This window comes from Thiocapsa roseopersicina (genome assembly GCF_900106925.1).
Taxonomy (GTDB): domain Bacteria; phylum Pseudomonadota; class Gammaproteobacteria; order Chromatiales; family Chromatiaceae; genus Thiocapsa; species Thiocapsa roseopersicina.
The window spans coordinates 1-18,059 of record NZ_FNNZ01000044.1 but is presented as its reverse complement, the minus strand read 5'-3'; the positions used below and the strand labels follow the sequence as shown (position 1 = coordinate 18,059).

Genomic DNA, 18,059 nt, shown 5'->3' with positions numbered 1-18,059 from the left:
ATGACGTTCAATGCGGCATCCGCTCCGACCATTCCGGTGAAGCGAAAGGTCATCCGACGTGCAAGGCCGCATCTGGCGAGGACAAGTGCAAAGAGGAGATCGCCGGGGGCACAGAAGCGCGGATTCGTCGCATCGTGGATCGGATTGAAGTCACCCGCGACCTCCTTGGCGAAGGCGCTGCCTTGCTGCGCGGAGATACGCAGCGTGCCCTCTTCGGCCGCGTGGAAAGGATCGAGAAACATGGCTCAAAGCTCCGAGGTCCGGGCGGCCGGACAACCTGCCACCGGGGCGAGGAAAGGACATCGACCACGCGAGGGGTCGGGTTGGCGCTGATTGCTCGCGGGGAACACCGGCGCTTCGTGCCTACGCACCACGCGGTTCATCCCCGCAGATGCGGGGAACACGTGGAGAAGCAAGCCCGCGCCGGCGCCCCGGCAGTGTCGAGGTTAAGCGTAGATGCCGTGTCGGATCCACTCCGAGACGTCGGCGTTGGACAACGCCGACCCACCATCAGCGAAAATCGAGTATCACCGAAGCGGATACCGCGGAGCGCCTCCGACTGTGTTCCGGGAGGCCGTCACCGGTCTTTCGCAGCGTGGTGACTCCTCAGTCCTAATACCGGAAAGCCGCTTGCACTTCAGCCAGCGACAAGACACGACTCAGACCTTCCGGACGGAGCTTCAGGATGGGTGACCGCTCCCGTCACATCGCGGTCTCTTGCCATCCGCGATGTCGATCAGGAACTCGTGATGGTCAAGCAAGAGCAACCCACTCACCGCGGCGAGCAGCGTCGTTCGCATTGTCGCAGTCGGTGAAGTCCCGCGACCTTCATCGAACGAATCAGGGAACCGCATCCGTCACTCGACCTCGATCAAGCAGCAGTCTCAGCAGCACCTTCGGCTCGGAGCCGTTGGCGGCAGCGATGGAGGCGACGGACTGCTGCGCGCCCTGAACGCTGAACCCGGCCTCTTGCAGAGTGCTGAGGATCTGATCCGTGCTTCGCTCGAACAGCGGCGCAACCTGAGCCAGCGGCGCGGCCTCGACTTTTTGGATCAACCCCTTGATCCCGTGTCCGTCTTCGCCCGCGGGCAGCAGCATGAACGCGGTCGTGAGTGCCAGCGCCCCGACGATGCCGAGCGCGAGAGGTTGCTTGAAATAGCCTTTGAAGCCGCGCCAGTGGGTGAGCAGGTGCAGCGCAATGGCTGCCGCGAAGGCGAGGCCGATCCATTCGTGGGCCCGCTCCACGGGCTGATGGATGCCGAAGAACATCATGACGCCGGACACGGCGACGAACAGACCCGCGCCGATCACGGCGGGGGTGGACCAGAGACGCAAGTTGACGGTTTTCACCGGGTTCTCCTGAAAAGATTCAAATAGGCCCGACGGATCGCTCTGATCCGCCTGCACGCGGGGGAAGGCAGGCGGCTTTGCCCCACGGACGGCGCCTATTGAATGTCCTGGCTGTGTCGGTCGTTTGTCGAGGGAACCGCCTTTTGTGACCGTTTGTGACAGCGCCCGGCCATGACACAGTCCGACACCAAGTTTCGGCACAGGCGGCGCAGGGAGGCCTTAGACTGTTGGCATGGAGAAGCAGCCGCATATCCTCGTCGTCGATGACCACGCCGAGATCCGCAGCCTGGTGCAGCGGTATCTCGGCGACCACGGCTACCGCGTCAGCACCGCGGCAAACGGTGTCGAGATGCACCGTGTCTTGGCTGCCGCCGCCATCGAGCTGGTCGTGCTGGATCTGATGATGCCGGGCGAGGACGGCCTGACGCTGTGCCGCAATCTGCGCGCAGGCCCGCATGGGGTCTTGCCAGTGATCATGCTGACGGCGATGGGAGAGGACACCGATCGCATCATCGGCCTGGAGATGGGCGCCGACGACTATCTTGCGAAGCCGTTCAATCCACGCGAATTGCTTGCGCGCATCAAAGCCGTGCTGCGGCGCACCGCGGACCCGGCGGCCGTTCGAACCCCGCAATCCCCCGAGCGGCTGCGCTTCCTCGGTTGGACCTTGGCGCCCCAATCCCGCGAGCTTGTGGACCCGGAGCAGACCTTGGTGCCACTGAGCGGCGCCGAGTTCGCGCTGCTGATGGCGCTGGCCAGCCGTCCGGGGCGGGTGCTGAGCCGCGACCAGCTGCTGGACCTGGCGCGCGGGCGAGACGCCCGCGCTTTCGACCGGTCCATCGATACGCTCGTGAGCCGGTTGCGACGCAAGCTCGGTGACGATTCTCGGGAGCCGCAGATCATCAAGACGGTCCGCGGGGACGGTTACCTGTTCGCGCCCAAGGTCGAGGCCCTCGGTTGATGTCCCTGTCGAGCTTGCAGCGTCGAATTCGGACGGCCCTTGGTTCGCACAGGAAGCCTGCTCAGGCCATCTCGGCGGTGCTGCGCCGCTGGCCTGATACCCTTGCCGGACGCACCCTGACGCTCTTGATCGGTATGACGCTGGTAATGCTGGTCGGCAGCGCCTTGTTGCTCCACGACGAGCGCCGGGATCGCTTCGAGGAGCGCAACCTCTTCTACCTGCTGGATCAGGTCACGACCCTGGTGCTGCTGCTGAACGACGCCGACCGGGCCGGGCGCGACGGGATCATCGCCAGTTTCGCGCGCCTTGGCGACACGATCAGTCTCACCGACCGGCCCGCCGTCGGCGGGTCCAGGCCTTGGCGCTACGGCCTGGAGCACATGATCCAGCATAAGCTGCGGGCGGCCCTGGGCATAGAGAACCGCGAATTCGTGCGCGTCGCACTGGAGCTGGATGCCCGCAAGAAGGTGGCGCCCATCCCGCCCGACCTCGCGGAGGCCGACGCCAAGCGCTTGCATCAGGACATCCGCACCGCCGATGTGACAGGCATTGCGGTCTCCGCGCGTTTGCGTGACGGCGGCTGGGTCAACATCCGCACGGCGCGGCTGGAGGAGCCGCCGCCCTGGGCCGGCAAGACCTTACAGCTGCTCGCAATGCTGCTCGCGGTGGTGATCGCCGCCGGGCTGCTATTGACCCGGCGCATGGCGCGACCCATGGCGCGGTTGGCGGATGCCTCGAACCGGCTTGGGCTAGGCCAAGCCCAAGCGCAGCTCGCCGAAGAGGGACCACGAGAAATCCGACAGACCATCCACGCCTTCAACCGTATGCAGGAGCGCCTGGAACGCCATATCCGGGATCGCTCCTACATGCTTGCGGCCGTTTCCCACGACTTACGCACACCCATCACCACGCTACGGCTGCGGGCCGAGTACATCGACGATGTCGAGATGCGCGATAAGACGCTCGCCACACTCGCCGAGATGGAGGCCGTCTTGTCCGCCGCGCTCAGCTTCGCCCGGGACGAGGCGGCTGACGAGAGGAGCCGGCCGACAGATCTGGGGGCGCTCGTGCAGAGCCTGGTCGACGATCATGCGGACCTCGGGGGGGCAGTCAGCTACGAGGGGCCCCACCGCTCGATCTTCCACTGTCGGCCGATCGCGTTGAAGCGGGCGCTGAACAACCTGATCGACAACGCCCTGAAGTACGCCAACACAGCCGGGGTGCAGCTGTTGGAGGAGCGCGGTAGCCGTACGATCCTGATCGAAGACGACGGGCCGGGCATCCCGGAGGCCGACCTCGAGCGCGTGTTCGAGCCCTTCTTCCGCCTCGAGACCTCGCGCAGCTCCGAGACCGGGGGCACTGGTCTCGGTCTATCGGTCGCCAGGACCATCGTGCATGCTCACGGCGGAACGCTGCTTCTCGCCAACATGCCGAGCGGCGGCTTGCGCGCCGTGGTACGGCTTCCGGAATAGCGCCGCGGCCAGGCGTCGTGACGTACGCCAACAGCCGAAAACCCTCCCGACCCACTTTCCGGTTGGTCGCGAGAGACCGTTGGGGGTCGGGACAATACCCGCATGCGTGCCCTGGAGGCGGGTCTTGTCTTGATCAACACCTCGTCAATCCAGTAGGAGCTACGGAGCTGCAGACCATGCTCTCCAGCGCAGTCGCTGTGCTGCAATCTCCCAAGTCCGGCCGATCGCGTCGAGTTGTTAACGGCCATTGTTCGGCAAGCCCGACGACGTCCGCAAACCAATGCTAACCAGGCGCCGATGTTGCGCGGGCCGTTGATTGGTCAGGCCGACAATACTTCTTCTGGGCCGCACGGCTGAGCGGCCGCGACAGACCGCTCCTGGGGCACAGCGATCGGTTGGCTGGCTCGGCTCGGTGCCCGGTCTGGGTCGTGACTTGTCATGCGTTGAACCGCGAGCGCCTTTCCGGTATCAGGTGTAAGCGTCTTGAGGTGATCATCACCGAACCGAAGGCGTTGCGGTTGGCTTCGAAGCCGCGCGAATCGCAGCAACGGATCACACGGCTTCGACAGCGAGTAGCCGGTTGGAAGAACGTAGCACCTGTCGCAGCGCTCCAGCCCACGCAGATCCTGCAGTCGGGCCTCGGTGCCCGAATTTGGCATCTTCGAGACCACCCCGGCATCGACGATTACAAAAGGTCGAGGATTTGGGGGCTGGATCCGTACCGGAACCTTATCTCTCGAACGGTTAAGCTTTCGGGGCGTCCGGCCAGATCCGGAGCATCATCGGTAACAAACCGCGAACCGGATCCCGATGCCTACGTCATCCCTTGAGACTGAACCTTACCCATCGGAACTGCTGACCCGTCTGTGCACCTGTCGCCATCTGTTGGTGCTCACCGGCGCCGGTGTCTCGCAGGAGAGCGGTATTCCGACCTTTCGGGATGCCTTGGACGGCCTGTGGGGTCGCTTCGACCCGGCGCAGTTGGCCACGCCAGAGGCCTTCGATGCAGATCCCGCGCTTATCTGGGGCTGGTACGCCTGGCGTCGAGCGCAGGTGCTGCTTTGCGAGCCCAATCCGGCTCACCGGGCCATCGCAGCTTTGGCCGATCGAGTCCCTCGCCTGACCCTGGTCACCCAGAACGTCGACGGTCTGCATCAGCGGGCCGGCAGTCCGGCCGTTCTAGAGCTCCACCGCAGTCTGCATCGGCCTTACTGCAGGGATTGCGGCTATCCTCATATCCCTGCCGACCCGCCCTGTGATGTTGCGCTCGATGGTGCCCCGCTCCCGCCGCCGCGCTGCGAACGCTGCCGCGGACCAGTTCGCCCCGGAGTTGTCTGGTTCGGCGAATCACTCCCCGCCGACGTCTGGGAGGCTGCCGAGACCGCCGCCTGGGACTGCGATTTGGTCTTGGTCGTGGGAACCTCGGCGCTGGTCTATCCAGCTGCCGAGTTACCTTTGACGGCGCTCGGCCGAGGTGTGGCCGTGGTGCAGATCAATCCGGACAGGACCGACCTCGACGACCTCGCGACGTTTCGGCTCAGGGGTACCGCCGCCCGGTTTCTGCCCGAACTGGTACAGCAGGCCTGGCCGGATGCAGACTGAGCGTCGGCAAGTCTGCGAAAGGTCGAGCTTTTGGGGAATCGGTCTGTCTCCCCATCCGCCCGAGATTGGCACCTTTCGCAGCAGTCCGGCTCACGCGGATTCTGCACTCCATACCCCTGCGCCCGAAATTGGCACCTTTCGCAGCGATCCGAACCCTGGCATCGACTAAGACGAAAGGTCGAGGGTTTGGGGTTCATGCAACACCGTGCCGTCCTCAGCTGCCCGAACTTGGCACCTTTCGCGACTGTTTTTCAGGTAGCGCTGCAGATGAACAGATATGAAAGATAAAGCCTTTGGGAGACAGGCATGTCATCCACGTCCGCCTAAACTTGGCACCTTTCGGCTGGCGCAAAGCAGAGGGTGATCGTCGGGTGGCTTCGTTCCGACCAGAAGGACTCGCTCGAACGGTTGAAGATTAGGGTTCTGCACTAAACCGTGGTCCGGGACCGCCCAAACTTGGCACCTTTCGCGAGCGTTCGCCGCAAGGGCCGTAGGTGAACAGATGAGAAAGGTCGCGAATTTGGAGCGGCAGCCCCTGATCTTGTCGCGCCCGAGATTGGCACCTGTCAGCTGGTGCGAAACAGAGTGAGCCCGCGGGGTGGAGTCGTCGTGTCGCTTTGGCCGAAAGGTCGATGATTCAGGACTAAATGGTGCCTCCGCCCAAACGTGGCACCTTTCAGGCCGCGCCACGTCAGGTGAATTCAGTGATGAGCGTCATGCTGCCCGGAATCAGCACTTCTCGCGACCGTTCTCCTTCGTCGTGGTCTTGGATGAATGGATCGGAAAGCTCAAGGGTTTTGGAAGCCGATTATCGGCAATGCTTGCATCACTTTAAGTGAATGATCTTAAATATATTATTGGCATCATCACTTGCCGAAAGGCCGTGTTTGAAGGATATCTTATGCTGCGTTTCGCAGGCGTTCGAAGTCGGCGCCAGCTTGGTCGGTTGGTTACGGTTAGGTGTAAGGAGGCGGTCGAGGATGTGGACAGGTCAGCGCAGCATCTTTAAGCCCCCAAACTTGGCACCTTTCGGTCTTCGTTGAGGAAGTGTCTGAACGACGTGCCAAAAGTTAGCACCTTTCGCCGAGGTTTCATCGATGGAACCATCCGCGACTCAAAGTAGAGCGCTTCCTTGCTGTAGTAGTTTTTAGAAAAACTACTTAACTACTACTAGAGAAGCAACTCGGCCTAATAAAAACAAAGAGTTATTCTCTTAAAGTGCTAGTTTTGGGCGCTAAGGTGCCAAAAATGGGCGCCCGAAGTTGGCGCTTTAGCGCCTGAAACTGGAACCTTTCGGCCCGAACTAAGCACCTATGCGCCAAAAGTTGGAACCTTTCGGCCCGAACTGAGCACCTATGCGCCCAAAAGCTGGAACCTTTCGGCCCGAAATTAGCACCTGGGAGATCAGTCTTAGACTCCCGGATCAGCGCCTTGCGCGAACCCGCCCAAACTTGGCACTTTTCGAGGCTCTTGGGCGCGGGCCACCTAAGATTAAGCGGCCCCGTCGCCCTGCTTTAGGTTGTCGAGATGCCGTTCGACTTCGTCTTTGGTGGGCGCGATACCGAGTGACGCAAGATGATGCTGAAAGACTCCCAAGACGATCCCCGTTATGCCTTGCTTGTCCATCCGCTCTAGGATCATTTGAGTGTCCCCCTGGGCTTGCAGAGATTCCCGAAAGGTCTGCTCCAAGGCTTCGAGCTCCTCCCTGCTGCGGCCTTTGACGTAGTCTGCATACCATCGTCGTCTGAACTCGCTTGCCATCCGCTCGCGAGCGCGTTCTGCACTCTCCTGCCTCTCGCTTCGGGTACTGCACGTCGTGTCCGGGACATCATCCGAGTCCGCCTGCGATGTCTCGATAGACATTCTCCATCCTTCCGTGATGGCCTTGTAGACGACACCCGCGGGGTTGGCGATCGACTCCCTCCGCTTCTCCTTGGCTTCCATCCAGGCGTCGGCTGCATCCAGTGCCGCGATGATGTCGTCCTCGCTGTACTGGTCGATGAGCCCGGCGGCGCGTTTCCCGGTGATGCGGTAGCCCGATAGGCGCAGGATCAAGCGTTTTTGGCCCTCGGCCATGATTAAGCCGACGTCCTGGCGGGACAGCGTCTCGGCAAACAACGTCATCTGGGGATTTGGCTCAACCAGGAACTTCAACTCGATCACGGCGCGATTGCTGCGCTTGGTCTTCATCTGGACCCGGATGTCCGAGCACTCGTTGACTTGCTTGATCGACGGCTTGATGAGTCTCGAATTCAGATACTTGAATTCATCGTAATAGGTCTTTTTGTCGACCCCCATAAGTTTGCGGAAGGTCTCGATCGGGATCCAGGGTGTCTCTCCTTGAGGGAGAAAGCGCCGTGCGTTCTCGTAGAGTGCCAGGGCGTGTTCCGACCTGAATGCGCGCTGCATGCGCAGCGCGATCTCGGCGAACTCGGTCGGACTGTACACACGCTCCTGAAATGCTCGGGTGAACTCGTAGGTGACGATCTGGGTGCGTCGGTTGAACTTCACATACGGCAGCAGGGTCGTGCTTTCCCATTCTTCGAGGTCGCCCTTCTCGTCGAGCAAATTCCAGACGACGCGTGCCGCCATCATCTTCTCGAGGTTCTCGATCAGGCGGGACATGCGCTGGGTGGCTCTGTCGAGTCCCATGCCCCAGGCAAGGTCGTTGACGTTGATCTCGTGACGTGTTGTCCGCAGCATGTGCGGCATCGCCCAAAACAACAAAACGTTGAAGGCACGTCTCTGATAGAGGGTCAAATCTGCCCCGATGTGAACCGCACCGACGTATTTCTTGAGGATTGGTTCGCCGTTTTCGCTCAACTCGCTCAGCGTGTTGGGAACGGATTCTTGACCTTCCGTGTTTTCATTTGGCATGGGGCAAGGTGCCGGGTTGGCGTTAAAGTGACTCCATGAGCCTCCTACTAGTCACTTTACGATCTGCCTTTCGTTTACGCAACCGATCCGAATTCACCGAATGGATCAAGACGTTCCTCAAGAAGGGCGGATCGGCATGGAGCGTCCGAGATGACCGGTTTGAAGGGTGTTTCGTGGTCCGTGTCGAACACAGAGCTTCGTCGTCGGGCTTGAACAGGCGTTCGGGCCTTCGCTCTCCGGACCGAGATCTTGGAGAGTAAGTGCGAATCACGAGGCGATCGCGGTCATCTGCGATTTCGCGTGACTTTACCCACAAACAATTCGACGCTGGCATAGGGTGCAAATACAAACGGGCCTTGAAGCTCCCCGTCAGCAACATCCCTGTGGGAGCAACCCGAGATGCGAGACAGGAACAACCGGAAATCGGATGCGTTTCGCGCGTGTTTCACGTCGGATGTCGCGGGCGTAATGAACTCGTGCACGAGCATGACTGCTCGCCCCGCGCGGCGCCGTTGTGCCTCGGCTAACGCGCCTGCACAAGCCGTGAACAACTGGTATCTCAGATCCCCGGCCTTGGGAAGACCGGCACTCCGTGGAATCAGGAGCAGCGTCGCCAACCCTTCGATTCTGGCGATGCCTTTGGACCTGGGATTCTCGATGCGCCGCTCCAAAGCGGCGGCGAGCACGGTGCCGAGGGTGTCGCCGTAGGGCTCGTCGGCCTTCGCTTCGACCGCGAGCACAAAGGGACCGAACGCATCGTTCGCGACGACGAGGACGTCGGTGTTCCGAGGCTCGCCGGGAAAGGCATCGAAGCGAAGCCTTCCTTCCGGTTCCGCGTCCCACGACAGCACATCGTCGAAACGCGGGTGGCCGGACAGCGTCGCCAGAACCTCGGGCGGCATGGTTATCCCGCCACCCTCGAGCCAAGCCCGCGCGACATCTTTCGCGCTCCTGCCATCAACCCAGTGGCGAGGTGACTTCGGCGGGGCGTATTGCTCCCAGTCTGCAAGTGATGCAATGGGCTGACCCGCTTTCGCGATCGGCATGAAGCTCGCCCTTGTTGCCTACGGAGGTCCGGACCTTAACCGGATTATGTTCGAGGTGCCGGAGCATGTCGAAATCGATACAAATCGGCAATCCGATTCTCAATTTGTATAAGTTCGAGGCGCGTCGGGGTTTTGGCCAAGCCTAGGAGCGACCGTCAACTCACTGCTCGCCTTCGGGCGGCATGACGCTGTACTGGAGCGCGGGCGGACCCGGCGGCAGCTCCACGAAGCTGTCGCCGTGCGCGGCGATCACGAATTGACGCTCGACGTCGGCGCCGGATGCCTGCGGGTCGGAATCGAGGTAGGCGGTGCCGATCCAGCCCGGTACCAGGAGGGCCGGGATCTTGGGTCCGACAAAGCCACGGTCCAGGAGCGCCTGGCTCACGCCGTACGAGCGCACCCGGATGATCTCGCCCGGCTCCACCCGCATGGTCGAGCGCAGCACGGAGACGACCTCCATGCGATAGACCACGACGAAGCGCTCCCCGGTATCCGCAGCGCTCTGCGCCTCTATGACCTTCACTTCGAGGACGGTTTGGGCATTCGCCTTGAGCCCTTCCACCGCGTCCGGCGGCAGGACTGCGCCGACCTTTCCGGCCAGGATGGCGAGCAGCCCGACGGCAGCGATGCCGGTGGATCGAATCAGTTTGGTCAGGGTCATGACGATTTCTCCGAGTGACGGCTAAAACTAGTCATCAAGCGTTAGCCCGGGGATACGCGAAAACACCCGCGTGTTGCGTCGTAGATCAGCGGGTATGCCGCAGTGTCTCCGCGTCCGGAAAGTCCGACCAAGCCCCGGCCAGTTGGCGGACGGACTCTGGCCATTCGGCTGCGGTCCTCTCTCGGATCAGCTCGGCAACCCAGCGGCTGACGGCGACGCCGTTGACTTCGGCGGCCTCTTGCACCCGAGTTTCGGCCTCGTCATCGAGGTAGATCGTCACTTGGCCCATGGTGATGCTCTATCATATCAACCAGATGCACGAATATATGTGATCAGGACCGTTCGTTTCACCGGAAGGTATTCTCGATCAGCTGTGCGATCTCCTGAGCGATCCGCTCGTTGATCTCCTCCGGCAGCGCGAGCCGCTCGTACATCGCGTTCTGGCCGCAGAACAGGCGCGAGAGCACGCGCTTGATCTCGTCGAAATCCGCAAACCGCCAGCCGACCAGACCCGGTCGCTGGCGCTCGTAGCGGCCCCGGCAGAGCAGGCGCAGCACGTGCGGGATGGTGTCCCCGACCTTCTCGGCGAAGTGCAGCCAATGAAACTGGTCAGCTTCTCCAGCATGGGCGCGATGTCGGCGGTCATCACCGACTCGCGAGTGACGGCGATGATGAGGATGTCGTCCTTGGCGGGCGAGAGGCGGGCCAGCGGATATTTCGGTGAGTGTGTGGCCATGGCGTCAGCATTCCGGTCGGTGCACGCACGATGCGGCGGGTGTGGTCAGAATCGGGGTGGCTTGGTTGTTGGTCCAACGCCAAACGGCGCGGGTCGCCATGCAGTCGTGGATGGCGCGATGGGCATGGCCGGGCCAGACGTACCCGACATGGGCGGCGGCCTTGGCGAGGCGCTGCCAGCGCCAGGTGTCGCGACGGTCGTCCCAGACGCCAAAGGCACGGGCGAAGGCGAGCATGGCGCAGGCCACCTCGCCCGCACCGCTCAGCAGCTCCGATCCCAGAAATCCGCTGTCGAAGGACGCGTTGTAGATCACCACGCGCGCTCCTGCGATCGCCTCGATAAGACGTGGGCGCAGCTCGGCCAGGCGTGGTGCATCGGCGACGGCGGCCGGGGCGATGCCGTTGATCTGTTCGGCCTCCGGCCAGGCGGTCAGCCGCGCCGGCTGCACCAGGCTGTCGAGCAGGACCGCACCCGAGTCGGCGAGCACGCCGATCTCGATGATCTCGTCGTGTGCCTGGTTCAGACCGGTGGTCTCGAGATCCAGATAGACGGTGCGCATGCTTAGCTCCTCCCTTGGGTGTAATTCCGTCGCAGGTCGTCGAGCAGCGCCCGCAGCTCATCGGCATGGGCCGCCTTCTCGGTGAGGCTAGCGACCTGCACACGTAGATCCCCGAGCGCCTGATCGCTGGCCTGCCGCGCCTGCCGCTCGCTCTCCAGCGTCTCCTCCAGCTTGCGAATCTTCGCGGCCCCGGCGTCGATCGCCGACTTCGCTTGGCGGGCGGTCTCCTGCTCGCGCTTGAGGTCGTTGGCGAAGCGATCCTTGTCGGCCAAGGCGCGGTCGCGCTCGGCCACGAGGGCCTGCGCCCGACCGGCCTGAGCCTTGGCTTCGGCGGTTTGGTGCTGGGCTTCCTGCAGCTCGCTCGCCTGCTGCTCGATACGGGCCTTGCGTTCGCTTGCGACGGCGCGGGCCTCCTTCACCTCGGCGCGCGTGCCCTCGTGCGCGTTCCGTTCGGCGTCGAGCGCTTCCTGCACCTGCTGGATCTCTGTCTTCGCCGCATCGAGCTCGCCGTCGAGGCGGCTGATCTCGGCGAGCATTTCGGCGCGCTCGCGCTCGATCTCTTTGCGGGCGCTCGCCATTGCCTCGCGCTCCCCCTCCATCTGCTCCTGCGCGGTCTTCCAGGCGGCGACCCAGACACCGCGCATCGCCGTCTCGACGGACGTCGGCATGGGCGGGGAGGACGTGCGCTCCAGCTCGGTCCGTGCCTCGCGCCATTGGTTCAGCCATTTCGGGGTAGACCCAACAGTCGTGTCACCAGCCGCCACTTCTCTCAAGGCAAGGCCAGGCGAGTGCTCATGTCCAACTCGAAGCGGCCGTACGGGTTGACGTGCTCCCAGATCAGCGGCGTCAGCGCCGCATAGTCGCGAGGGGTGAGCCGTTCCTGCCAATGCGGCCTCGCCAGCACGGTTTGGATCATCAGGGTGTTGATGTAGACCATGCAGTTCTGGATCAGATGGAGCGCGAGCATGCTGATCTCGTGGTCCTCACGACGGTTGCTCACCATCTCGCCGCGGCGGGCAAAGAAGACGAAATCGGTCGCGCCGTTCCACTGCTCGACGACATTGAGTCCCTCGTTGATCTCGCGCCGCAGAGCCTCGGAGTGCAGGTAGCGGCACAGAAAGATGGTCTTGATGGCCTTTCCAAGCTCGGCCAATGCCTTGTAGGTCGGGTGCTGCACGTTCTGCCGGGTAAAGCGTCGCAGGATCGCCTCGGTCTCGGCGGTCCCCAAGCGCAGTGCCGTCGTGTACTTGATCATCTGGTCGTACTGTTGCCGGATCAGCTCCCAGTCGATCGGTCGGGTCAGAATCAGTTGAAGATCCTTGTAGGCATCGGCCTTGCCGGTTTCCGGCCGGTACAGCTTCTGCGCGTGGATGGCCTTCAGCCGAGGCAGCAGCTCGAACCCGAGCAGGCGGCAGAAGGCGAAGGCGACCGTACTCTGGCCGTGCGAATCGACGTACTGGCGGTCGATCTCCATCTCGGTGCAGTGATGGAGGACACCCTCGATCATCGACGCCACCTCGGAGGACGACGGCGACTTCAGTTGGCTGTGGATGCACAGCGACTTGCGCTCGACGTGCCAGTAGATCATGACGCCGCGCCCGCCATAGCGGACGTGCCACTGGGTTGTCAGGTTCTGATCCCAGGCGCCGAAATGCTTGGAGTCCGAGGCACAGGCCGTCGTCCCATCTCCCCAGATGGCCGGATTACGGGCATGCAGGGTCCCATTGGCGATAATGGCAATGGCTCGACGCATGGCCTCGACGTTGAGGTAGCGTCGGCGCACATAGGCCAGGTCCTTGGCCGTCGTTCCCGAATCCAGATTCGCCATCCGCTGCAAGCCCGCATTGGTGCCCATCCCGTGCAGGCACAGCAGCAAGCGTGGCTGCAAGACCGCGCGCTCCAGGGTCTCGTAGGCGGTCGGGCTCTTGAGCACCTCGGTGAAGCCGAGCCGAAGATCCGTTTCCTTGACCATATCGAGCAGGCTCGTCATCGGCCAGGTGGCGTTGAGCTCGGCCTTGAGGGCGGTCAGGTTGGGCGGATCGGGTTGTGCATCCAAGGGTGTCAGGGTGATCCAGCCACCGCCCTTCTTGGTGGTGAGTCGAACGGCCGGGTTCTTCGTCAATCCGGCATCCAGGGTACTCAGGGCCGCGTGCATCTCGGCCTGCAGGTCGGTGACGAACCGCTCGGCGTCCAACGGCAGCTCCAGCGCCTGGTAATAGCGTTCGCGGTTGCGCTCGAAGTCGGCCGGCAGGTCCTCGTCCGGATTGCGGTAGCGGTCGGCTCCGACCACCCAGATCTCCTTGCAGCGCAGGCGCTCGCGCAGGGCCTCCAGCACGGCGATCTCATAGGTGATGCGGTTGACGCGATCCTCGCCGGCAGCGTCCTGCTCCACCACCGCCTCGCGCCACAGGCCCCGCACGACGCCATCGAGTGGAGCGTCCTCCTCGGGCGGAAAGATCCGGACCTTGCTCTCGGCAAAGCGCTTGACCAGCTCAAGCGCCTCCATCACCGGACGGTGACGGTCGTTGTTGGAGCGGAAGTCGAGCGCGGCCAGTAACCGGGGCACCATGCGTCGGTAGTGCCCACGGTAGGAGTTGCGGATCACCGCGCGCAGGGTGAGACGGTAGGTCGGCCCGGTGGCCTTCCATTCTTTCACCAAGTCCTGCAGCGTCTGTTCGCCGACCACTGGAAAGACCACGTCCCGCACGACGCCATCCGGCTCGGCCAGCGTCGCTTCGGCGAGGGCGAACAGCAGGTTCTGTTTTCCCGTGACGCGCTTGAGGTCCTCGAGCAGCTCGCGTTCGACCTTGCGCTCGGCGCGTGCCCCGATCGTGTGGATGGTCTCGATCAGCAGATCGACGAGGTCATCGGTCAGCGTGCGCACGCGCAGATGCACGAACGCGGCGAGCCAGGTCAGCCGGGCGGCCTCCGGATGTCGGCGCAGCTCATAGGGGGCCTCCACGGAGACACGGCGACGGCAGCGCTCCAGGTCGCGCGGCACCGCATCGTCGAACAGATCCGGGGTAAGCGTGATCCCTCGCAGGAGGTCCAGCTTGGCCAACTCGTCTTGTAGGCTGGCAAGACTGGGACGACCGGGGTTGCCGAGCAGCTTCAACAAGACTGCCGGGGGCTGGCGGCTGGCCTCGTCCTCGGCAGCGGCTTCGTCGGTCTCCTCTGGACTCAACAAGGCGTCCAGCCGCTTGCGTGTCGCAGACGAGAGCCGATCGAGCGTACGAGCGTGAAAGCGGTCGTCGTAGGCGCGCACCGCCGAGCGGGCGATGCGCTCCATGCGCTCAATGGTCGGTGGCTCGAGGCTGAGCGCGCGGCAGCGTCCTTCCAGACGCTCGATCAGTGGCGCAATCTCGCTACCGAGCGTGCCGATGACCTGATCGCACAGCCAGCTCGTCAGGTTGTCGGCATCGGCGACCGTCGCTTCGCGGAAGCCAAAGCGAATTCTGATTTCGGCGCGCAGCCGCTCGGCCGTACGCTCACGGAGGAAAGCGGCCTTATCTGCGGGAAGCGGCAGATCGAGCTGCTCGCTCAGTACGCGGATCGCCTGTGCATCGACTTCGGCCGTGTCACGTGGAAACCGGCCTCGCTCACGGAAGAAGACCAAGAGCACGGCGAAGCCGAGCTGACTGGCCCGGCGCTTGGCTTCCACCAGCCGTTGCTCATCGGGTGTGAGATGCCAATGATCTTGGCCGCGTGGCGCATCATCCAGCATGCGGCTCGGTTCCAGGTGGACTCGGGCCGGACCAGCCAATGCGAGCCAGGGTGTCGATCAGGGTCGAGCGCTTCACGCCAAAATTGCGGCACACAGCCGCCTTGGACATCCCGCCGTTCAGCGCAGCCAGAATGGCGTCGAGCTTCTCGTCGACGATGACCGGTGGGCGGCCACCGGTGCGCCCGCGGCGCTTGGCAGCAGCCAGTCCCGCCATGACCCGTTCCTGGGTCAAGGCCCGTTCGTACTGAGCGAGTGCACCGAAGACGTGGAACAGCAGCTCACCGGACGCCTTGGTGGTATCCATGCCTTCCGTCAACGAGCGGAAGGCGACCTGTTTGTCCTTGAGAGAGTCGATGATGGTCAGGAGGTGCGAGAGCGATCGCCCCAGGCGATCCAGCTTCCAGACAACCAGCACATCACCCGCCTGCACGAAGTCCAGTGCCTTGGTCAGGCCAGGCCGGTCATCCCTGGCCCCTGAGGCGTGATCCTCGAAGAGATTCCGGGCATCGACACCCGCCGACAAGAGCGCATCGCGCTGCAGGTCGGTGCTCTGGCGGTCAGAGTCGGAAGAAACGCGCATGTAGCCGACGAGCATGAGCGGAAAACCACGAAATCGGGGTTTCCGTATGCTACCCGATTACGACAGGGTTTTCCGTTGACTCTAAGCGCCCCGAAGCGCGCTTTTCGCGAGGCTCTTCGTGGACTGTCGGAAAACAGATGATTTCCGACAGGATGACGACAGCTCTCGGCCATGATCGGCCTGTCGGCCGCGGAGTCTCGGCGACTGCATCACGCGCGTAGCGGACACTGGCGGTCACGTTCAGGATAGGCCCGTTATGACCCAAAGCAGTCGTTGCCATACGCCTTCTAGTTCGCGGCTCTCCTCCGCCCCCCAATGTCCCCCGAATTTGGATCAGCGGACCGAACGCGGGGCCGACCGGATCACCCGGCTGGTGACACCCGTGTGCGCCAACTACCTGAGATATAATACATAACCTCCTTTATGTCCCACTACCTGCCCAATCTGTCAACCGACTCCCGGACATTTTTTCTTGACAGAAAGATATACGAAATATATATACAAGACGATGGAGTTCGAATGGGATGATGCGAAAGACCGAGCAAATCTAACCCAAGTTTAACACCCCATCCCAATCTCCCTTTTCTTTCATTGGCTTACGCCAAACGAAGTGGGCGACTGGCACTACAAACATGCCATTCTTCGGGATGCGGGATCAGACAATCATTTTGTGCATACCTCCCGGGGTAGGGTCGCTGCCCAGTGCCCGGATGATCGCCAGTTGCGCCGGCTCGGGTTGAGTGGCCTTGCGCACATGCAGGGCACGCCCGTCGGGACGGCGGAAGGTGGCGGTCACCCGGCATTGGCCGGCGAGGATCGCGCGCAGACTGGACCAGCGCGCGGTGATGCCGTGCGCCTGCAGGCGCCGCCGGATGATCTGGACGAACTGATAGGCCAGCACGGTGATGAACAGGTGTCCCTCGGCGCGCTCCGCCGTCTGATGATAGACCGGACGCAGACCCAACTCCGATTTTAAGGAGCGGAACACCGCTTCCAGGTCGGTGAGCATGACGTAGGTCCGCCACAACTGCTCCGAGTCCCACGTCAGCTCGTTGGTGCGCAGGCAATAGACTCCGGGATGCGTGACCAAGGTGCCGTCGACCGGTCGGCGTTCCCAGCGGATGGCTTTGGCATTGACCCCGCCGGCGTCCGGCTCGATGGTGATGCTGTAATGCTGCCCGACGCCGTGACTCTTCTCCTTCAACCGACCGATACGTTCCCACAGCTTGGCGATGCGCTTGGTGGTGCGTGGACGGGCCAGTCCCTCGTGCAGGGCCTGCAGGGCCGCCTCGAAACGGGTGCAAAACCGCTCGGCGATGCCTTCTTCCTTGTGTGCGCGGCGTTCCGAGTAACAGTAGAGGCGAACCTCCTCGCCCTCGGCGTCGAGGACGCGCTGCACGGCGATGGGATCCCCGCCGGCGGTCCGGATCGCGATCGCCGCGTCCGCATCGAATTGGCGTTGACGCTCCCGGCTCACCACCAAATAGCGATAGCCCTGCGCGCGCAGCCACACCACGTTCTCCTCGGTGGCGATGCCGCGGTCCATCACCACCAGGGCGCCCGCGGGGGCGCCCAACCCGACGAGCATGCCCTCCAAGGTCGTGCCCTCGACCACGTTGCCGTCGAAGACCTCGGAGCGGCGCACAAAGCCGCTGGCATCGAGCACCAGACCCAGGGTCACCAGCGGGCAGTCGCTGCGTTTCTCCTTGGAATGACCGTGCTTGGCCCGCGGATTGCCCGCCGCCTCGCCTTCGAAGAAGGTGTTGGTCAGATCGTAGAGCGTGACCGTCCAATCCAGTCCGAAGAACTCACTGACCCGGGCGAACAGCGTCTCCTCGATCGTGGCGCGGTGGCGCAGCAGGGCATCGGAGGCGCGGTAGAAGCGCATCAGGTTCATGGCTTCGAAATCGACGTCCAGCAGTTCACCCAACCCGCTGGTCTCGACCAACCAGCGCCGGGTGGCGCGCTCGGAGCCCGGTGCGGCCATCCGGGCGATGATCGCCCCGAGGATCGCGGTGCGCTCGGGCGCGTTCAGGCCCAAGGTCTCGAGCAGGGTGGCGAACTCCAGCTGCGCCATCGCCCACAGTCCCACCGACTCCACCCCGACCGAGCGCGGACGGCTGAAGATCAGCGAGTCCACCTCGATGGTGTCAACCTCGGCCGGTGCCGCCGGGGGCGGCACCGCTTCGGGTGTCGCCTCGTCGGGAATCGGCGACGGTGCGGGGGGCGTGACCGGTTGCCGTGCCAGCAGTTGGGCGCCGATGCGCTGGGCCTCGCGCTCCAGCGCGGGCGAGAGCACCCCCTCCAGCAGCACGCCCTGCCCAGCAAGCAACTCCTCCAAGCGCACGCACAGCGTCGGCCACTCGGGGGGCGACACCGCGAAATGGCGCCCGAGGTGCGTATTCCGGCCCAATCCGGCCACCCATTCTGATTTAAAGCGGCCACCCATTCTGGTTCAAACCGGCCACTCGTTCCGGTTCAAGCCGGCCAC

15 protein-coding genes are annotated in these 18,059 nt (G+C 63.2%); 3 read left to right on the top strand and 12 right to left on the bottom strand.

Annotation, left to right across the window (positions count from 1 at the left end; all coding sequences use genetic code 11):
- On the bottom strand, positions 1–242 hold a 242-nt coding region (locus BLV04_RS23050), incomplete at its 3' end, for a DUF3581 family protein (protein WP_139192023.1).
- Positions 243–840: 598 nt separating this feature from the next.
- Positions 841–1,350 carry a DUF4405 domain-containing protein gene (locus tag BLV04_RS23045; protein ID WP_093038330.1) on the bottom strand — a complete coding sequence of 170 codons (510 nt, stop codon included), beginning with the start codon at positions 1,348–1,350 and terminating at the stop codon, positions 841–843.
- 232 nt (positions 1,351–1,582) lie between these two features.
- On the opposite strand from BLV04_RS23045, the gene BLV04_RS23040 reads away from it, so the two are divergent.
- The 3 genes from BLV04_RS23040 (at position 1,583) to BLV04_RS23030 (ending at position 5,385) form a co-directional block, all read left to right on the top strand.
- A complete protein-coding gene (locus tag BLV04_RS23040; protein ID WP_093038328.1) occupies positions 1,583–2,311 on the top strand; it encodes a response regulator in 729 nt (242 codons plus the stop codon).
- Positions 2,311–3,783: an ATP-binding protein gene (locus BLV04_RS23035; RefSeq protein WP_093038326.1), complete on the top strand. Its 1,473-nt coding sequence runs from the start codon at positions 2,311–2,313 to the stop codon at positions 3,781–3,783. The genes BLV04_RS23040 and BLV04_RS23035 overlap by 1 nt, the downstream gene beginning before the upstream one ends.
- Before the next feature lie 810 nt (positions 3,784–4,593).
- The gene (locus BLV04_RS23030; RefSeq protein ID WP_093038324.1) at positions 4,594–5,385 is read left to right on the top strand and encodes an SIR2 family NAD-dependent protein deacylase; all 792 of its coding nucleotides are present in this window, start codon (positions 4,594–4,596) and stop codon (positions 5,383–5,385) included.
- A 1,491-nt stretch (positions 5,386–6,876) separates the two neighbouring features.
- Here the strand turns inward: BLV04_RS23030 and BLV04_RS23025 are convergent.
- The 10 genes from BLV04_RS23025 to BLV04_RS22980 form a co-directional block, all read right to left on the bottom strand.
- Entirely contained in the window at positions 6,877–8,262 is a 1,386-nt protein-coding gene (locus tag BLV04_RS23025) for a replication initiation protein (protein ID WP_093038322.1), read from the bottom strand.
- Positions 8,263–8,546: 284 nt separating this feature from the next.
- Entirely contained in the window at positions 8,547–9,308 is a 762-nt protein-coding gene (locus BLV04_RS23020; RefSeq protein WP_139192022.1) for a DUF6946 family protein, read from the bottom strand.
- Between the two features lie 160 nt (positions 9,309–9,468).
- Entirely contained in the window at positions 9,469–9,969 is a 501-nt protein-coding gene (locus BLV04_RS23015) for a hypothetical protein (RefSeq protein WP_093038318.1), read from the bottom strand.
- An 85-nt stretch (positions 9,970–10,054) separates the two neighbouring features.
- Positions 10,055–10,258: a CopG family transcriptional regulator gene (locus BLV04_RS23010; protein ID WP_093038316.1), complete on the bottom strand. Its 204-nt coding sequence runs from the start codon at positions 10,256–10,258 to the stop codon at positions 10,055–10,057.
- 58 nt (positions 10,259–10,316) lie between these two features.
- Positions 10,317–10,526, bottom strand: a complete 210-nt coding sequence (locus BLV04_RS25785) for a hypothetical protein (RefSeq protein ID WP_245732005.1) — start codon at positions 10,524–10,526, stop codon at positions 10,317–10,319.
- Between the two features lie 183 nt (positions 10,527–10,709).
- Entirely contained in the window at positions 10,710–11,264 is a 555-nt protein-coding gene (locus tag BLV04_RS23000; RefSeq protein WP_093038314.1) for a 3'-5' exonuclease, read from the bottom strand.
- 2 nt (positions 11,265–11,266) lie between these two features.
- The gene (locus BLV04_RS22995) at positions 11,267–12,028 is read right to left on the bottom strand and encodes a DNA-binding protein (RefSeq protein WP_245732004.1); all 762 of its coding nucleotides are present in this window, start codon (positions 12,026–12,028) and stop codon (positions 11,267–11,269) included.
- A gap of 5 nt (positions 12,029–12,033) precedes the next feature.
- Entirely contained in the window at positions 12,034–14,988 is a 2,955-nt protein-coding gene (locus tag BLV04_RS22990; protein ID WP_093038312.1) for a Tn3 family transposase, read from the bottom strand.
- Positions 14,978–15,583: a recombinase family protein gene (locus BLV04_RS22985; RefSeq protein WP_093038310.1), complete on the bottom strand. Its 606-nt coding sequence runs from the start codon at positions 15,581–15,583 to the stop codon at positions 14,978–14,980. Before BLV04_RS22985 ends, BLV04_RS22990 begins: the two co-directional genes overlap by 11 nt.
- Positions 15,584–16,223: 640 nt before the next feature.
- On the bottom strand, positions 16,224–18,017 hold the full coding sequence (locus BLV04_RS22980; protein ID WP_443080574.1) for an IS1634 family transposase: 1,794 nt from the start codon (positions 18,015–18,017) through the stop codon (positions 16,224–16,226).
- Positions 18,018–18,059 lie beyond the last annotated feature (42 nt).